Source organism: Nocardioides sp. LML1-1-1.1 (assembly GCF_040676175.1).
GTDB lineage: Bacteria > Actinomycetota > Actinomycetes > Propionibacteriales > Nocardioidaceae > Nocardioides.
The window spans coordinates 634408-651228 of sequence record NZ_JBEGHK010000001.1 but is presented as its reverse complement, the minus strand read 5'-3'; the positions used below and the strand labels follow the sequence as shown (position 1 = coordinate 651228).

The window sequence follows — 16821 nt, the reverse complement described above, 5'->3', positions numbered from 1 at the left end:
TTGACGCGGGGAGTTTACACCGTTTACGGTTAACGGCGTTAACGAAACTGATGGTGCTTCACGGACAGGCAGGGGGCAGGGCGATGATCGAGCGATGGGGCGCCCTCGTCGTACGACGGGCGGTCGTGGTGCTGCTGGTCGGGCTCGGCATCGCCGCAGCGGCCGCGGTCGCCGGGGTCGGGCTGGAGGACCGGCTCGACGCCGGCGGCTTCGACGACCCGAGCAGCCAGTCGGCGCGCGAGCTGGCCCAGGAGCGGGCCACCTTCGGCAACCGCTCGGTGGACGCGATCGTGATCTTCTCCAGCCCGACGGCGAAGGCGAGCGACCCGGCCTTCCGGGCCGAGGTCGAGCGCAGCCTCGCCTCGGTGCCGGGCGGCACCATCGCCGCCGCCCAGACCTGGTACGACGCCCAGGACCCCGCCCTGGTCAGCAAGGACGGTCACGCGACCGCGGTGTACGTCTCCCTCGTCGGCACCAGCCAGGACGACTTCGGCGACGCCTTCGAGCGGATGGAGCCGGTCGTCGCGGAGAGCAGCCTGGCCACGGACTTCGCCGGCCCCTACGCGGTCTACGTCGACGTCAACAAGGAGACCAAGGCCGACCTGCTGCGCGCCGAGCTGGTCTCGATGCCGATCGTGCTGCTGCTCTCGCTGATCATCTTCCGCAGCGTGGTCGCCGCGCTGATGCCCGTCCTAGTGGGGCTCGCGGCCGTGGTCGGCGCCCGCGCGACGGTGGCGGGTCTCAACGAGCTGGTCCACGTCTCGATCTTCGCGCCCAACATCATCACCCTGCTCGGGCTGGGCCTGGCGATCGACTACGCCCTCTTCGTGGTCTCCCGCTTCCGCGAGGAGATCGCCCGCACACCCGACGACACGGGTGCCGCGCTGGTGCGCACGATGGCGACGGCCGGGCGCACGGTCGCCTTCTCGGCGCTCACCGTCGCCGCGGCGATGAGCTCGCTGCTGGTGTTCCCGCAGACCTTCCTCAAGTCCATCGGGTACGGCGGCATCGCGGCCGTGCTGATCGCCATGGTGGCCGCGCTGACCGTGCTCCCGGCCGCGCTGGCGCTGCTCGGCACCCGCATCGACGCGCTGCGGATCCCCTTCCTGCAGCGGGCGCCGCGGACCGAGGGCGACCACGGCGCCTGGGCCAGGCTGGCCCGCGCCGTGATGCGCCGCCCCGTCCTCGTCGCGGTCGGTGTCGTCACCGTGCTGCTCGTGGTCGCCTCGCCGTTCCTCGGGGTGAAGTGGGGCAGCGTGGACTACCGGGTCCTGCCGGCGGACACTCCGTCGCACCAGGCGTCGGAGCGGCTCAACACCGAGTTCGGTGCCGAGCGCTCGACCGCGAACGTGCTCGTCGAGGGTGCCGACCGCGCCGGGCTGGACGCCTACGTCGCGGCGCTGTCCGAGGTGCCGGGCGTGGTCGACGTCCGGCCGGTGGCGTCCGAGGGCGAGACCACGCTGCTCCGTGCGGCCTGGCGGGGCAACAGCCAGAGCGGGACCTCGCAGCAGGTGGTCCGGGACCTGCGCACGGTCGACGCGCCGCCCGGTGCCGAGGCGCTGGTCGGCGGGCTCACCGCGAGCACCGTCGACCTCGCGACCTCCGTCGGCGACCACCTGCCGCTGATGGGGGTCATCGTGGTCGGCGTGATGCTGGTGCTGCTCTTCCTGGCGTTCGGCTCGGTGGTGCTGCCGCTCAAGGCGGTGCTGATGAACGCCTTCTCCATCACCGCCTCCTTCGGCGTGGTCACCTGGATCTTCAGCGACGGCCACCTCGCCGGCCTGCTCGGCTTCACGCCGCAGGGCTTCCTCGACCTCACCAACCCGATCGTGATGCTGGCCGTGCTCTTCGGGCTGTCGATGGACTACGAGGTCTTCCTGCTCTCCCGGGTCCGCGAGCAGTGGGACGCGACCGGCGACAACGACCTCGCGGTGCAGACCGGCGTGCAGAAGACCGGCCGGATCATCACCAGCGCGGCCCTGCTGCTCGCCGTCGTGATCGGTGCCTTCAGCCTCAGTGGAGTGGTGTTCATGAAGATGATGGGCATCGGGATGCTGGTGGCGATCCTGGTCGACGCGACCGTCGTACGGGCGCTGCTGGTGCCGGCCACGATGAGGCTGCTCGGCCGGTGGAACTGGTGGGCGCCGGCGCCGCTGGCGCGGTGGTGGGAGCGGCACGGCTTCCGCGAGGAGGCGACGGGATCTCCGATTCCCCGCACGGGAACCGATCGCGTGGACATACTGGTCCCGTGATCAGGGTCGGTGCGATCGACGACCACCCGGTGGTGCTCGCCGGGGTGGGGGCGGCGCTCGCCCAGTCCGCTCCGGACCTGCGCCTGGTCGCCATCGCCGACACCGTCGACGCCCTGCTCGCCAAGGCGCCCGACGGGCTCGACGTGGTGCTGCTCGACCTGCACATGCCCGGCCAGCCGCACCCCGAGGAGACCGTCGGCCGGCTGAGCAAGCTCGGCATCGTGGTGCTGCTGTTCACCGCCGAGGAGAAGCCCGTCCCGGTACGACGCGCGATCGCCGCCGGCGCCGCAGGGCTGGTCCTCAAGGTCGACCCGGTCGAGCGGATCGCACAGTCGATCCGGGACGCCGCCGCGGGCGAGCTCGCCTGCTCCGGCCAGGTCGCCGCCGCGCTGCTCACCGATGCCTCCCTGGGCACCCGGCTCTCCGAGCGGCAGATCGAGATCCTGCAGGCGGTCAGCACCGGCCTGCCCTACCGCCTCGTCGCCCGCCAGCTCGGCATCAGCGAGGTCACCGTGCGCGAGCACCTCTCCCGCGCCGCCCGAGCCTACCGCGACGGCGGCGTCGACATCGGCAACGTGCACGGGCTGATCAGTCGCGCACGCGCCGACGGTCACCTCGACGAATGAGGGTCGCGAGGTCGGGCGGCCCGCTGAGCACCGCGACCTCGGGATCGGCGTCCACCCGCCAGGCGACCGGCAGCAGTCGGGGCAGCCGTTCGGCCAGCTCCGGCCCGGGCCCCGGTACGGCGACGACGGTCACCTCCTCCGGGTTGCCCGACACGGTCACCCGGGTCGCGCCGGTCCGGCCTGCGGTCGCGAGCGCCGCCGCGAGGGTCCGGGTCGCCGGCGGCAGGTCGGTGATGATCGTGTCGACGTGGATGCCGCCACGACGCAGCTGGTCGATCGCGATCCGCAGCTCCTCGTGGCCGGGGCCCGGCAGGTAGAGGCAGTCCCGCACCGCCTGGGCCAGCAACGCGGGCGCCGGCTCGGTCGGCGCATCGGGGGTGCCCACGGTCCGCAGCGCGACGACGACCGGGCGCAGGATCGGACCGAGCGCGGCGCTCAGCGCGGCGGCGTGCGCGGTGACCTCCGGCCGCGCGGGCGCCGTGAGCACCCGTCCGGCGCGCCGGCACACCGCCACCGCGAGGGCCACGGCGAGCGCGTCGACGAGCGGCAGGGCCAGCAGCTCCGGCAGGCCGCGCGCCAGCAGGACCGCCCCGCTCGGCGCCAGCAGCACGAGCAGCATCCGTCCCGACACCACCCAGGCCACGGTGAGCGCCGGCAGCACCGCGCAGCCCACGAGCCAGGCCTGCGCCGGGTCGACCAGCGCGACCACCCCCGCCGGTACGACGGCGACCGGCACCAGCAGCGCCGGGTGCGGCGCGCCCCGGCTCATCGCGGTGGCGAGCACCAGCACCAGTGCGACGAGCAGTGCAGCCGCCGCCCACGACCACGTCGGCGCCGGCTGGTCGCGGCCCAGCAGGATCCCGGCCGTCAGGTACGTCGCCGCGAGCACCGCGGCCACCTGCCGGGCGACCCCGCCCGGGTCGCCGACCGCGGCCCGCACCGGCTGCTCGAGGTCGGTGGTGAGCCCGAGCAGCCGTGCGACGAGCCGCGCCCGCCAGGTGAGCTCCACGACCGTGCCGCCGCCGGGGGAGCCGGTGACGCGGGCGGTGCCGCCGATCGACTCCAGCCGGCCGAGGATGGCCACCCGGATGCCGACGCCCTGCGTGCCGGACAGGCCCGCTCCGCTGTCCTCGACGCGCACGCGCAGCGCGGTCGGTCGGCGTACGACGGTGACGGTCGCCTGCCGCTGGCCGCTGTGCCGGGCGACGTTGCGCAGCGCCTCGCCGGCCGCGCCGAGCACCGCCTCCCGCACCGCCTCGGGCAGGTGGGTGCGCGGACCCCGGCTGACGACCTGGGCGTCGAGCATCTCCCGGGCCGCCGCGGCGCGGAGCGCGGTGACCAGGTCGGCGGTGTCCTCACCGTGGGCCGGGCCGGTGAGCCGGGTGAGCGCGGCCCGCGCGGCGGCGTGGGTGTCGGGGGAGTCGGGCAGGCTGCCGACGGCCAGCAGGGTCGGGACCAGGTCGTCGTGCAGGAAGGCGGTCGTCTCCACCTCGGCCGCGGACAGGTGCGCGCGGTGGACCTCGCGGTGGCTGTCGAGCCGGGCGTCCGCGCGCAGGGCCGCCTGGCGTACCCGGGAGACCAGGGCGAGCAAGGCGAGGGCGGTGCCGCCCGCGAGCACCGCCTCCACGGTGCCCTCGCGCAGCCCGGGCGTGCCTTCCTCGGCCCAGCGCAGGACGGCGTAGAGGACGGCGATCGCCAGGAGGGGCACGGCCGGGCGGGGCCGGCGGGCCGCCACGACGACCAGCAGCGGCGTCACCAGGGGGACGACCGGTGGCTCCGGGTGCGCCATCGTCGTACCCACCGCCAGGGCGAGCGTGGCGAGCAGCAGGTCGAAGCCGCCCGGCCCGCGACCCAGGCAGCGCAGGGCGATGGTGAGGAGGCAGAGCACGACCGCGCCCGCCGACAGCAGCTCCACCTCGTCGAGGTCCTCGAGCGGTCCCAGCCGGACCACGAAGGCCGGTGCGGCGACGAGCAGGGCGAGGCCGAGCGCACGGTGCAGACCGCGCTCCACGGCGGCGCCGAACGCGCGCGCGACCGGACGTCGAGGCCCCATTCGTCGCACACTAGGCGGATTCGGCCGTGCGCGTGGGCTGTCCTCCATTTCTGGGGATTCCCCACGCCCGGCCGCGGCGCGACCATGGCACCTGGGCCCTCCGTGGGGGAAGTGGTCCTTCGCGAGAGGTGCGCTGCGCCCGCCGTACGCCGGTCCGATGGTCGACTGACCGGGGACGGTCTGGGGGGTCTCACCCCGGCGTCCGGGCGCGGCGCACCTCGTCCCTCGAACGCCCCGTCCGGTAGACAAGGACCGTGGCTCCTCCCCCTCCGCCCGTCGGCGACCCGGTCCCGGGCTCGCGGATCGGTCGGTTCCGCCTGCTCGACCAGCTCGGTCAGGGCGGCATGGGCGTGGTCTTCCGGGCCCTGGAGGAGAACCTCGGCCGCGAGGTCGCGCTCAAGGTGATCGCACCGCTGTGGGCGCACGACCCGGAGTTCCGCGCCCGCTTCACCCGCGAGGCCCGGGCGCAGGCCTCGCTGGAGTCGGCGCACGTCGTCGCGGTCTACGCCCACGGTGAGGAGGGTGGTCACCTCTACCTCGCCAGCCAGCTCGTCCCCGGCGGTGACCTGCGCCAGCTGATCCGGGCCGACGGCACCCCCGGCCACGTGCGGGCGCTGGAGATCATCGAGCAGGTGGCGGCCGGGCTCGCCGACGCGCACACCGCGGGGCTCGTGCACCGCGACATCAAGCCCGCCAACGTCCTGGTCCGCCGGCCCGGCCCGACCCGGGCCTACCTCGCCGACTTCGGGATCGCCCGCCGGATGGACGCCGCGGCGAGCCGGACGACGTCGACGGCCGGCACGCCGTCGTACATGGCGCCGGAGCTGCACGCCGGCACCCTCGCCAGCCCGGCGACCGACATCTACGCGCTCGGGTGCGTGCTCTGGGTGGCGCTCACCGGCACGCAGCCGTACCCGCGCGGGGCCGACCACCTCGTCATCGCCGCGCACGAGAGCGAGCCCGTCCCGCAGCTGCCCGGCGAGAGCGCGATGGTGCACGCCACCAACCGGATCCTGCGCACCGCGATGGCCAAGGACCCCGCCGAGCGCTACCGCTCCGCCGCGGAGATGCGCGGTGACCTGCAGGCCGCGCTGCGGCTGACGGCACTGGACCGGCCGACCCCCACGCCGACCCCCACGCCGACCCCTGCGCCGACCCCCACGCCCACGCCCGCCCCGGCGCCGCGACCTGCCGCGCCGCCGGAGCCGTTCGTGACGGCGCCGGCGCGCCGTCGTACCGGGTGGTGGGTGGGGCTCGGCACCGCCGCCGCCCTCGCCCTGGCCGTCGGGATCGGAGTCGCGCTGGCGACCGGTGGCGGCGACGACCCGGAGCCGGCCGCCTTCGCGGACCTGCCTCCGAAGGACGTGCTCCAGGCCGCCGACAAGGACATGGCGGTCGTGGAGAGCGCGCGGATCCGCGGGCAGTTCGCGGGCGGCGACGGCGACACGCTCACCGTCGACGTGGTCGCCACCAGCCGCGGCGACTGCACGGGCAGCATGAAGTCGGCGTCCTCGGGCGGCACCGCGGAGATCCTGCGGGTCGACGACCAGGTCTACCTGCGTGCGGACCGGGCCTACTGGAACGCCACCGGCAAGGAGTCGACCACCGACATCATCCTCGCCGTGCTCGGCGACAAGTGGGTCGTGGAGAACGACCTGCTCGACAGCACCGAGTCGTTCTGCGACCTCGACGAGTTCCTCGAGCGCGACGGCCGCGAGGACGCCGACGCGAAGCGGGTCGGGACCGGTCGGGTCGGCGGGGAGGAGACCGTCCGGATCGAGCAGAGCGAGGGCTCGCAGCGCGAGGTGGTCGACGTACGGGTCGCGGCGCCGCACTACCTGATGCGGATCGAGGAGAGCGACGTCGACCACTTCGAGTTCGCCGACTTCGACGAGGACACCGCCATCGAGAAGCCGGCGGACGGCAAGATCTTCCCGCTGCGCAAGTACCTCGACACGATCCAGAAGGGCCTCGGCGCCCTGCCGGGCGCCGAGGCCTCCGACTAGGCGTTCTCCTTCTTGAAGACCGCGGTGCCCCACCAGACCGCGAGGCCGAAGAGCACGAAGGTCCAGCCCACGCCCCACAGCATCGAGCTGTCGAAGTCGCCGAAGAAGGATGCGCGCACCGCGTCGACGACGTGCCGGATCGGCATGAAGTCGCTGAGCCGCTCCAGCCACCCGGCGCCGAAGCTCATCGGCAGCAGGATCCCGCTCAGCAGCAGCACCGGCATCATCACCACGTTGATGACCGGCGCCATCACGTCCTCGCTCTTGGTGGTCAGCGCGAGCGCGTTGGACGCCGCCGCGCACGCCCCGCCGAGCAGCAGGGTCAGCACGACGCCGACGACGATGCCGCCGAAGGAGGCGTCCATCCCCAGCACCAGGCCCAGCACGACGAGGATGACCGCCTGCACGAACAGCTGGAGCAGGTCACGGTAGAGCCGCCCGAACAGCAGCGCCGAGCGGTGCGCCGGGGTGACCCGCTCGGCCTCGATGACGCCCTCGCGCCACTCGCCGATGAGCGAGAAGCCGGCGAAGAAGGCGCCGAAGATGCCGAGCTGGACGAGCATGCCGGGCACGAACCAGGTGTACTGGTTGCCGCCGAGCTGGGAGATGACCGGCTTGAGCAGCGGGCCGAAGAGCAGCAGGTAGAGCACCGGCTGGAGCATCCCGATGATGACCCACGCGGGGTTGCGCAGGTTCATCCGCAGCTGGCGGTTGAAGACGATCCAGGACTCGCGGAAGAAGGTGGTCACGCCTCGGCTCCTTCGGTGGTGGGGGCGGCGTCCTGCGCCGCGGCGTCGGCCTCGGCGTCGCGCAGCGAGCGGCCGGTCAGGGTGAGGAAGACGTCGTCCAGGGTGGGCCGGACGACCTCGATCGACTCCAGCGCCACCCCGGAGGCATCCAGGTCGCGCAGCAGCCCGGGCACCGCCTTGCCGGCGCGGGCCACCCGGCCGCGGACGTGGTGGCCCTCGACCTCCACCTCGCTGCTGATGGTGGAGAGCTTGTCGCGGGCGACCACCACCTGCTCGTCGGTGCTGACCTCCAGGTCCACCAGGTCGCCGGCGACGGCGGCCTTGAGGTTGTCGGCGGTGTCGCTGGCGACGATCTCGCCCTTGTCGATGATGACGATCCGGTCGGCCAGCGCGTCCGCCTCGTCGAGGTAGTGCGTGGTCAGGAAGACCGTCGCCCCCTCGCGGCTGCGCAGGCCGGCGATGTGCTGCCACAGGTTGATCCGCGCCTGCGGGTCGAGCCCGGTGGTGGGCTCGTCGAGGAACACCAGTCCCGGCGAGTGGATCAGCGCCATCGCGATGTCGAGGCGGCGCTTCTGCCCGCCGGACATGTTCTTCGGCATCCGCCGCCAGAGCCCGTCGAGCTGGAGCTGGTCGAAGAGCTCCTGGCCCTTGGCCACCGCGGCCTTCTTCGACATCCCGTAGAGCATCCCGTGGTCGACGACCTCGTCGCCGGCGTAGGCACCGGAGAAGGTCGAGCCGACCTGCGAGCAGTAGCCGATGCTGCGGCGTACGTCGACCGGGCGGGTCGCGACGTCGTACCCGGCGACGGTGGCGGTGCCGGCCGTCGGCTTGAGCAGCGTGGTCAGCATCCGCAGGGTGGTGGTCTTGCCGGCACCGTTGGGGCCGAGGAAGCCCACGACCTCGCCCTCGGCCACGTCGAGGTCGACGCCGCGCACGGCGTGCACCTCCCGCTTCTGCTTGCCCTGCCCGGTGTGGAAGGTCTGCACGAGCCCTCGTGCCTCGATCATCGCGATCCCTTCATAGTCAACGTTGAACATCGGAGTATTCAAGATTGAACACAACCACGTCAACCGGCCGTGCCCACCCCTGTCGCAGGTCCTGACCCTGCCAGGACCGAGGAATCATCGGCCACCGGGTTTCCGAAGCGCGCGCCAGGAGCCGCTCAGCGACCGAGCAGTGCGCGGTAGCGGTCCCGGTCGCTGCTCATCTGCCAGCCCGGGTCGTCCGCCGGCGGTGCCCACGCGGCCGGGTCGAGCGGCAGGTCCCCGCGCCGGAGCTGCTCGATCGTCTCGCGCAGCCAGGCCAGCTCGGCGATCGCCAGGTCCAGCCACAGGGTGACCATGCGCAGGGCGTGCGGTGGCGCGGCATCGGGCCCGACCGGGGTGCCGAGCTCGGCGACCACCTCCTCCAGCGCGACGCGGCGCCGGGTGAGCGAGCGCAGCGTCCGGTCCGCGGGCAACAGCGGGAGCAGGCAGATCGCGGCGCTGAACGCCGTCCGGTCGACCGTGCTCACCTCCTCGAGCCCGCTGCGGATCAGCCGCTCCAGCTCGCCGCGGCCGGAGTCGGTCAGCTCGTAGACCGCGACCGGGCGACCACCGTCCACCAGGTCGTTGCGGGTGACGTGGCCCTGCTTGGCCAGCGTGGCGAGGCCGTTGTAGATCGAGCCCGGGTTGACGTGCGCCCAGTCCTCGACCTGCCAGGACAGCAGCTCGCGCCGGATCTGGTAGCCGTTGACCGGCTCGAAGAGCGCGACCGCACCCAGCAGCAGCATGCGGGTGTCGTGGGTCGCCATGGCGCCAGAGTCTAGGCGTCGGGGAATGCGGCCCGGGGCGGTGCGGTTGCGACCCGACGTGACCTCCTCGACCGCCGCCCCGATCAGCCGATCGAGCGTCGGGCTGCGCAGCGACCGGGGCCCGATCCTCGCCTCGGTGATGCTGAGCGTGGCGCTGGTCGCCATCGACACCACCATCCTGGCGACGGCCGTGCCGGCGATCGTCGACGACCTCGGTGGGTTCACCCAGTTCCCGTGGCTGTTCTCGACGTACCTGCTGGCGCAGGCGGTGACCACGCCGATCTACGGCAAGCTCGCCGACGTCTTCGGCCGCAAGCCGCTCATGCTGCTGGGCATCGGGCTGTTCGTGCTCGGCTCGGTGCTGTGCGCCGTCGCCTGGAGCATGACCGCGCTGATCGTGTTCCGAGCGGTCCAGGGCCTCGGCGCCGGCGCCATCCAGCCGGCCTCGGTGACGATCATGGGCGACATCTACTCCGTCGCCGAGCGGGCCGTCGCGCAGAGCTACGTCGCGGGCGTGTGGGCCACCGCCGCGGTCGTCGGCCCGACCCTCGGCGGGATCTTCTCCGAACAGCTGTCCTGGCGCTGGATCTTCTGGATCAACGTGCCGCTCGGCGCCCTCGCGGCGTACGTGCTGGCCCGCCGGTTCCACGAGAGCGCGGCCCACGAGGCCCGCAGCGAGCGCCGGCCGCTCGACCTCGGCGGCGCCGTCCTGCTGGCGCTCGCCGCCGGACTGGTGCTGCTCGGGCTGCTCGAGGGCGGCATCCGCTGGGCCTGGTGGTCGCCGGTCGGGGTGGGCATCTTCGCCGCCGCGCTGGTGCTGCTGCTCGCCTTCGTCGCTGTCGAACGACGAGTGCCGGACCCGGTGCTGCCGCTGTGGGTGTTCCGCGACCGGGTGCTCAACGCCGCGACCATCGGCTCGTTCGTGGTGGGCATGGTGATGCTCGGCGTCACGTCGTACGTCCCGGTCTATGCGCAACGGGTGCTCGGCGCCGGTGCCGTCACCGCCGGTCTCGCGGTGGCCGCGCTCGCCATCGGCTGGCCGATCGCGGCGAGCAGTGCGGGACGGTTCTACCTGCGCCTCGGCTTCCGGCCCTGCCTGCTCGCCGGTGCGTTGTTCGGCGTGCTCGGCACCGGGATCGTGCTGCTCGTCGGTCCCGGGAGCCCGGTGTGGCTGCTGGCGCTCGGCTGCCTGGTCCTGGGCCTCGGCCTGGGCTACGTCGCCAGCCCCAGCATCGTCGCCGCCCAGTCCGCCGTCGCCTGGCGCCACCGCGGCGTCGCCACCGGCACCAACATGTTCGCCCGCTCGGTCGGCAGCGCGGTCGGGGTCGCCGTCTTCGGCGCCGTCGCCAACGGTGTCGTGGCCGCCCGTCTCGGGGGCCACCGCGCAGGCGACGTGGACCTCGACGCCCTCCCGATCGACGTGCTGGAGCCCGCGCTGCACGCCGTCTTCGCCGGTGTCGCGCTCGCCGCGCTCGCGCTCGTCGTGGCCGGACTGGTGATGCCGAAGCGCTTCGAGCCGGTCGCGGACTGACCCGGCACGCCCAAGTGACCCGCGAGTAGGATCGCGCTCATGAAGCGTGAGATCTACGACGAGGACCACGAGGCGTTCCGCACCTCCGTCAAGGAGTTCGTGGACCGCTCGGTCCTGCCCCACACCGAGGAGCACATCGCCGCCAAGGCGCTGCCGCGGGAGTTCTGGATCGAGGCCGGCAAGCAGGGCCTGCTCGGTCTCGAGGTCCCCGAGCAGTACGGCGGCGCGGAGGCCGGTGACTTCCGGTTCAACGCGGTGCTGCAGGAGGAGCTCGCCAAGGTCGGCGCGGCGTACCCGACCTGCCACGGCATCCACGCCGACATCACCGCGCCGTACATCGTCGAGCTCGGCACCGAGGAGCAGAAGGAGCGCTGGCTCCCGGGCGTCGTCTCCGGCGAGATCCTGCTCGGCATCGGCATGACCGAGCCCTCCGGTGGCTCCGACCTCGCCGCGCTGAAGACCACGGCCGTGCGCGACGGCGACGGCTGGATCATCAACGGCTCGAAGACGTTCATCACCAACGGCTACTCCGGCGACCTGTTCGTCACCGCCGTGCGCACCGACCCGGAGAAGGGCCCCAAGGGGATCACCCTGTTCGGCATCGAGGCGACCGCGGAGGGCTTCTCCCGCGGCCGCAAGCTCGACAAGGTCGGCATGGAGGAGTCCGACACCGCCGAGCTGTTCTTCGAGAACCTCCGCGTCACCGACGCCGAGATCATCGGTGAGCTCAACATGGGCTTCATCCACATGATGCAGAAGCTCCCGCAGGAGCGGCTCGGCTGCGCGGTCGCCAACGTCGCGCACGCCAAGCAGATCCTGCTGGAGACGATCCAGTACGCCAAGGAGCGCCAGGCCTTCGGCGCCCCCATCGGCACCTTCCAGCACAACAAGTTCCTGCTGGCCGACCTGGTCACCCGGATCGAGGCCGCCGAGGCCTACATCGACAAGTGCGTGCTCAACCACTCGCAGAAGACGCTCACCGCGATCGACGCCGCCAAGGCCAAGTGGTTCTCCTCGCAGGTCCAGTCCGAGGTGCTCGACCACTGCGTCCAGCTCCACGGCGGCTACGGCTTCATGAACGAGTACCGCGTCGCCCGCGCCTGGCGCGACGCCCGCGTCACCAAGATCTGGGCCGGCTCCAACGAGATCATGAAGGAGCTCATCGGCCGCGACCTCGGCCTCTGAGCGCACTTGTAACTACGTGTTCATGCCTCTACCAGGGTGGTAGACCACCCTGGTAGAGGCCACAACGCCCGGGTAGATGCGTCCGCCGCCGCGGAATCGGGGTCGCACGACGGGTGTGCCGTCGGGGATCATGTCGGGGTGAGCAGCGTGAACGCCGCGGCCGACTCCGGAGAGGCCATCGGCCCCCACGAGGACGAGCCGCACGAGCAGGGCTTCAACGACCGGCTGAACTGGCTCCGGGCCGGTGTCCTCGGCGCCAACGACGGCATCGTCTCGACCGCCGGCATCGTGCTCGGCGTTGCCGGCGCGACGACCGACCGGACGGCGATCCTCATCGCCGGCGTCGCGGGCCTCGCGGCGGGCGCGATGAGCATGGCGGCGGGGGAGTACGTCTCGGTCAGCACCCAGCGCGACTCCGAGGAGGCGCTGCTGGCCAAGGAGAAGCGCGAGCTGCGCGAGGACCCCGAGGACGAGCTCGCCGAGCTCGCCGGCCTGTACGTCGACAAGGGGCTCGAGCCCGACCTCGCGCTCGAGGTCGCCACGCAGCTCACCGCCAAGGACGCGCTCGCCGCGCACGCCGAGGTGGAGCTGGGCATCGACCCCGACGACCTCACCAACCCGTGGAACGCCGCGCTCGCGTCGATGGTCTCCTTCACCCTCGGCGCGCTCCTGCCGTTGCTGACGATCCTGCTGGTCGTCGCCGACGCCCGGGTCCCGGTCACCGTGGCCGCCGTGGTGGTCGCCCTCGCGGTCACCGGCTGGGGAAGCGCCAAGCTGGGCTACGGCTCGTGGCGGCTCGCGGTGCTGCGCAACGTGGCGGGCGGGCTGGTCGCGATGGCGGTCACCCACGGCATCGGCCAGCTGGTCGGCACCCAGGTCTGATGCGGGTCTTCGTCGCCGTCGTACCGCCTCCGGAGGTGGTGGACCACCTCGACGCCTTCCTCGAGCCGCGCCGCGCGGCCGGCGACTTCCGCTGGACGCGGCCCGAGCACCTCCACGTCACGCTGGCGTTCATGGCGGACGCCGCCCCCCACCGCGTCGACGAGTACGTCGACCGCCTCGCCGAGTCGCTCGACGGCCTCCCGCCGGACGCCCTCGCGCTGTCCGGCGCCGTGGTCTTCCCGAACGTCAGCGAGGGCCGCGTCCTCGCGACCGGTGTCACCGGCGCGGAGGTGCTCGGCACGGCGTCGGTCCGGGCCCGCAATGCCGCCGTGGCGTGCGGGATCGAGGTGGACCCTTCGACCGGCTCAGGGCGGCGCGGCCAGCGGTTCACCCCGCACGTGACCGTCGCCCGCACCGGGGGCCGCTTCGTGGAGATGACGAGCTGGGTGCGCCTGCTGGAGACCTACGCCGGCCCGTCCTGGCCGTTCGGATCCGTCGAGGTGGTCGCCTCGCACCTGGGCGAGGGCCCGCGTCGCTCGCCCCGCTACGAGACGCTGGCCGAGATCCTGCTGCATTGAACTGCCCGAGCGCGTCTCCGCCGACAGCGGGGCAGCAAGCTGCCGGCGGTCGGCTCCCGCCGCGCTGCCGGGCTGAGGACGAAAAGCCGGAAGGCCCGGACCCACGCGGGATCCGGGCCTTCCGAGCAGTGCGTCAGCCGAGCGCGCGGACGATGTCCTCGACCCGGTCCTTCGCGTCACCGAACAGCATCTGGCTGTTGTCGCGGAAGAACAGCGGGTTCTGCACACCGGCGTACCCGGCGGCCATCGAGCGCTTGAAGACGATGACGTCCTTGGCGTTCCAGACCTCCAGCACCGGCATGCCGGCGATGGGCGAGGTCGGGTCCTCCGACGCGGCCGGGTTGACCGTGTCGTTGGCGCCGATGACCAGGACGACGTCCGTCTCCGGGAAGTCGTCGTTGATCTCGTCCATCTCGAGCACGATGTCGTAGGGCACCTTGGCCTCGGCCAGCAGCACGTTCATGTGGCCGGGCAGGCGGCCGGCGACCGGGTGGATGCCGAACCGGACGTCGACACCCTTCGCCCGCAGCTTCGCGGTGAGGTCGGCGACGGGGTACTGCGCCTGGGCGACCGCCATGCCGTAGCCCGGCGTGATGATCACCGAGGACGCACCGGCCAGCAGCTCGGCGGCCGCGTCGGCCTGGATCTCGCGGTGCTCGCCGTAGTCGACGTCCGCACCGGCGGGGGCCTCGATGCCGAAGCCACCGGCGATGACGGAGATGAACGAGCGGTTCATCGCCTTGCACATGATGTACGACAGGTAGGCACCGGAGGAGCCGACCAGCGCACCGGTGACGATGAGCAGGTCGTTGCCGAGCAGGAAGCCCGAGGCGGCCGCGGCCCAGCCGGAGTACGAGTTGAGCATCGAGACCACGACCGGCATGTCACCGCCGCCGATGGAGGCGACGAGGTGCCAGCCGAGCGCCAGTGCGAGCACGGTGAGGACCACCAGGATGACGTCCTGGCCGGTGCCCTCGTCGAGCGAGACGTAGACGATGGTCAGGATCGCGAACAGCGCCAGCGAGCCGAGGTTGATGAAGTTCTTGCCCGGCAGCATCAGCGGCGCGGACTTCATCTTCGCCGACAGCTTGAGGTTGGCGACGATCGAGCCGGTGAAGGTGACCGCACCGATGAAGATGCCGATCGAGACCTCGGCCTCGTGGATGTCGACCAGGCTCTGGAGGCTCTCGTGCGAGCCCAGGATGTGGCCGTTCCAGCCGATCGCGACGGCGGCCAGACCCACGAAGGAGTGCAGCAGCGCGATGAGCTCGGGCATGCCGGTCATCTCGACGATCTTCGCCCGCCACAGGCCGATCGCCCCACCGATCGCGATGGCGACGAGCATGAGCAGGATGACCAGGGCGCGGTTGTCGACGTACTCGCTGACGTCGATGACGCCGGCCACGGTCGCGACCAGCGCGACCGCCATGCCGACGATGCCGAAGGTCAGGCCGTTCTTGGCGGACTCGTGCTTCGACAGGCCTGCCAGCGACAGGATGAACAGCAGGGCGGCGACGATGTACGCCGCGCCGGTGATCGAGGTGATGTCCATGGATCAGGCTCCCTTGCTGAACATCGAGAGCATGCGGCGCGTGACCGCGAACCCACCGAAGACGTTGATCGAGGCCAGCAGGATCGCCACCAGCGACAGCCCGAGGACGAGGTTGTCGTCGCTCGGCACCTGCAGCAGCGCACCCACGACGACCACGCCCGAGATCGCGTTGGTCACCGACATCAGCGGCGTGTGCAGTGCGTGCGCCACCTTGCCGATGACGTAGTAGCCGATCACGATCGAGAGCATGAGCACGGTGAAGTGACGACGCAGCTCCTCGGTCGGGGCGAGCGCGTTCACCAGCCAGAAGAGGGCGATCGCGCCGAGCGTGATGCCGACCTTGGCACCCGCGGACAGCGGCGCCTTCTCCGGCTTCGGCTCGACGGCCGCGGCGGGAGCGGCGGCCGGGGCGGCCGAGACCTGCACCGCCGGCGGCGGCCAGGTCGACTCACCGTCCTTCACGACCGTGATGCCGCGCTGGACGACGTCGTCGAAGTCCAGCGTCAGCACGCCGTCCTTCTCCGGGGTCAGCAGCTTGAGCAGGTTGACGATGTTGGTGCCGTAGAGCTGCGACGTCTGGGCGGCCAGGCGACCCGCGAGGTCGGTGTAGCCCAGGATCGTCACCCCGTTGTCGGTGACGACCTTCTCGTCGGTCACGGTGCCGGCGGCGTTGCCGCCGTTGGCCGCGGCCATGTCCACGATCACGGAGCCGTTCGCCATGCCGGCGACGGTCTCGGCGGTGATCAGCGACGGGGCCGGGCGGCCCGGGATCAGCGCGGTGGTGATGACGATGTCGGCGGCACGCGCCTCCTCGTCGTACATCGCGGCGGTCGCGGCGACCTGGGCCTCGGACATCTCCTTGGCGTAGCCGTCGGTGGAGACCTCCTGCTCCATGTCGACGTGGACGAACTGCGCGCCCATCGACTCGACCTGCTCGGCGACCTCGGGGCGTACGTCGAACGCGCGCACCACGGCGCCCATCGCGGACGCCGCGCCGATGGCGGCCAGGCCGGCGACACCGGCGCCGACCACGAACACGCGGGCCGGCGGGATCTTGCCGGCGGCGGTCACCTGGCCGGTGAACATGCGACCGAACTCGTGGGCGGCCTCGACGACCGCGCGGTAGCCGGCGACGTTCGCCATCGAGGACAGCACGTCCATCGACTGCGCGCGCGAGATGCGCGGCACGGCGTCCATCGCGAGCGCGGTCACGCCGGCGCCCTGCAGCCTCTCCAGCAGCTCGGGGCTGCGGGCGGGGGCGAGGATCGAGATGATCGTGGCGCCCGGGCGCAGCCGGCCGATCTCCTCCTCGGACGGGGCGTTGACCTTCACGACGACGTCGGCGGCCCACACCTCCTCCGACGTACCGACCCGGACACCGGCGTCGGTGAACACCGCGTCGGGCTGGTCGGCGGCCTCACCGGCGCCGGCCTCGACGACGACGTCGTAACCGAGGTTGGTCAGTTGGGATACGGTCTTGGCGGTGGCCGCAACCAGGGTCTCGCCCGGTTTCGACTCGCGGGGGATACCGATGAGCACGGAGCCTCCAGCTTTCTGTGAGTACAGCGCTGGTCAACCTACACACGGCTCACCCCCTCACGGGGGCCGTCTTACG

13 protein-coding genes are annotated in these 16821 nt (G+C 72.3%); 7 read left to right on the top strand and 6 right to left on the bottom strand.

All coding sequences use genetic code 11. The features are described from left to right. Positions 1-83: 83 nt before the first annotated feature. Complete coding sequence (locus tag MRBLML1_RS03180) at positions 84-2252, top strand: MMPL family transporter (RefSeq protein ID WP_364511263.1); 2169 nt, start codon at positions 84-86, stop codon at positions 2250-2252. After that, on the top strand, positions 2249-2878 hold the full coding sequence (locus MRBLML1_RS03175; RefSeq protein ID WP_364511260.1) for a response regulator transcription factor: 630 nt from the start codon (positions 2249-2251) through the stop codon (positions 2876-2878). Before MRBLML1_RS03180 ends, MRBLML1_RS03175 begins: the two co-directional genes overlap by 4 nt. On the opposite strand, the gene MRBLML1_RS03170 is transcribed toward MRBLML1_RS03175, so the two are convergent. Beyond that, positions 2841-4931, bottom strand: a complete 2091-nt coding sequence (locus MRBLML1_RS03170) for a hypothetical protein (RefSeq protein WP_364511257.1) — start codon at positions 4929-4931, stop codon at positions 2841-2843. The genes MRBLML1_RS03175 and MRBLML1_RS03170 overlap by 38 nt on opposite strands. Positions 4932-5185: 254 nt before the next feature. Here MRBLML1_RS03170 and MRBLML1_RS03165 point away from each other — a divergent pair, with 254 nt between their 5' ends. After that, positions 5186-6937 (top strand): serine/threonine-protein kinase, encoded by a 1752-nt coding sequence (locus MRBLML1_RS03165; RefSeq protein WP_364511254.1) that lies wholly within the window; start codon positions 5186-5188, stop codon positions 6935-6937. Here the strand turns inward: MRBLML1_RS03165 and MRBLML1_RS03160 are convergent. The 3 genes from MRBLML1_RS03160 to MRBLML1_RS03150 all read right to left on the bottom strand — a co-directional run bounded on the left by MRBLML1_RS03160 (position 6934) and on the right by MRBLML1_RS03150 (position 9478). Further along, a complete protein-coding gene (locus MRBLML1_RS03160; RefSeq protein ID WP_364511252.1) occupies positions 6934-7686 on the bottom strand; it encodes an ABC transporter permease in 753 nt (250 codons plus the stop codon). The genes MRBLML1_RS03165 and MRBLML1_RS03160 overlap by 4 nt on opposite strands. Further along, entirely contained in the window at positions 7683-8693 is a 1011-nt protein-coding gene (locus MRBLML1_RS03155) for an ATP-binding cassette domain-containing protein (protein ID WP_364513108.1), read from the bottom strand. Before MRBLML1_RS03155 ends, MRBLML1_RS03160 begins: the two co-directional genes overlap by 4 nt. A 155-nt stretch (positions 8694-8848) precedes the next feature. Further along, positions 8849-9478 carry a PadR family transcriptional regulator gene (locus MRBLML1_RS03150; protein ID WP_364511249.1) on the bottom strand — a complete coding sequence of 210 codons (630 nt, stop codon included), beginning with the start codon at positions 9476-9478 and terminating at the stop codon, positions 8849-8851. A gap of 58 nt (positions 9479-9536) precedes the next feature. Here MRBLML1_RS03150 and MRBLML1_RS03145 point away from each other — a divergent pair, with 58 nt between their 5' ends. From MRBLML1_RS03145 to thpR, 4 genes are all read left to right on the top strand, one after another. Then, a complete protein-coding gene (locus MRBLML1_RS03145) occupies positions 9537-11009 on the top strand; it encodes an MDR family MFS transporter (RefSeq protein WP_364511246.1) in 1473 nt (490 codons plus the stop codon). A 39-nt stretch (positions 11010-11048) separates the two neighbouring features. Next, positions 11049-12194: an acyl-CoA dehydrogenase family protein gene (locus tag MRBLML1_RS03140; protein ID WP_364511244.1), complete on the top strand. Its 1146-nt coding sequence runs from the start codon at positions 11049-11051 to the stop codon at positions 12192-12194. Between the two features lie 138 nt (positions 12195-12332). Next, a complete protein-coding gene (locus MRBLML1_RS03135) occupies positions 12333-13076 on the top strand; it encodes a VIT1/CCC1 transporter family protein (RefSeq protein ID WP_364511241.1) in 744 nt (247 codons plus the stop codon). Next, positions 13076-13654 (top strand): RNA 2',3'-cyclic phosphodiesterase, encoded by a 579-nt coding sequence (gene thpR / locus MRBLML1_RS03130; RefSeq protein WP_364511238.1) that lies wholly within the window; start codon positions 13076-13078, stop codon positions 13652-13654. The genes MRBLML1_RS03135 and thpR overlap by 1 nt, the downstream gene beginning before the upstream one ends. Before the next feature lie 133 nt (positions 13655-13787). Here thpR and pntB read toward each other — a convergent pair whose 3' ends face one another. Both pntB and MRBLML1_RS03120 read right to left on the bottom strand, forming a co-directional pair. Continuing rightward, complete coding sequence (gene pntB, locus MRBLML1_RS03125) at positions 13788-15206, bottom strand: Re/Si-specific NAD(P)(+) transhydrogenase subunit beta (protein ID WP_364511235.1); 1419 nt, start codon at positions 15204-15206, stop codon at positions 13788-13790. A gap of 3 nt (positions 15207-15209) precedes the next feature. Continuing rightward, positions 15210-16745, bottom strand: coding sequence for a Re/Si-specific NAD(P)(+) transhydrogenase subunit alpha (locus tag MRBLML1_RS03120; protein ID WP_364511233.1), 1536 nt, complete (start codon positions 16743-16745; stop codon positions 15210-15212). Positions 16746-16821 lie beyond the last annotated feature (76 nt).

Excerpts from the sequence above, each read along its gene's own strand:
- MRBLML1_RS03180 (WP_364511263.1), top strand. The coding sequence starts at position 84 with ATGATCGAGCGATGGGGCGCCCTCGTCGTACGACGGGCGGTCGTGGTG.
- MRBLML1_RS03170 (WP_364511257.1), bottom strand. The coding sequence starts at position 4,931 with ATGGGGCCTCGACGTCCGGTCGCGCGCGCGTTCGGCGCCGCCGTGGAG.
- MRBLML1_RS03155 (WP_364513108.1), bottom strand. The coding sequence starts at position 8,693 with ATGATCGAGGCACGAGGGCTCGTGCAGACCTTCCACACCGGGCAGGGC.
- MRBLML1_RS03150 (WP_364511249.1), bottom strand. The coding sequence starts at position 9,478 with ATGGCGACCCACGACACCCGCATGCTGCTGCTGGGTGCGGTCGCGCTC.
- MRBLML1_RS03140 (WP_364511244.1), top strand. The coding sequence starts at position 11,049 with ATGAAGCGTGAGATCTACGACGAGGACCACGAGGCGTTCCGCACCTCC.
- thpR (WP_364511238.1), top strand. The coding sequence starts at position 13,076 with ATGCGGGTCTTCGTCGCCGTCGTACCGCCTCCGGAGGTGGTGGACCAC.
- pntB (WP_364511235.1), bottom strand. The coding sequence starts at position 15,206 with ATGGACATCACCTCGATCACCGGCGCGGCGTACATCGTCGCCGCCCTG.